Genomic DNA, 295 nt, shown 5'->3' with positions numbered 1-295 from the left:
TAAAGCGGCAACAGATGCAGCAGATGCATTAGCGAAAGCAGGCGAAGCTAAAGATGCAGCGAAAGCAGCAGACGATAAAGCTGTAGCGGCAGATGCTAAAGCTGATGGTGCGGTAGCGAAAGCTGAAGCGGCAGATGCTAAAGCGGTAGCAGCTGATACTAAAGCCGGTAAAGCGGCAACAGATGCAGCAGATGCATTAGCGAAAGCAGGCGAAGCTAAAGATGCAGCGAAAGCAGCAGACGATAAAGCTGTAGCGGCAGATGCTAAAGCTGATGGTGCGGTAGCGAAAGCTGAA

Annotated in this window: 1 protein-coding gene; it reads left to right on the top strand. The window is 51.2% G+C overall.

All coding sequences use genetic code 11. From position 1 onward, the window contains the following. A partial coding sequence (locus tag ACTHUM_RS20160; RefSeq protein WP_440404025.1) for a hypothetical protein occupies window positions 1-295 on the top strand: 295 nt, incomplete at both ends.

This window comes from Neisseria sp. P0021.S006, assembly GCF_051956895.1.
Note: the sequence above shows the minus strand (reverse complement) of the source record. Positions and strands in the feature narration are given on the sequence as shown.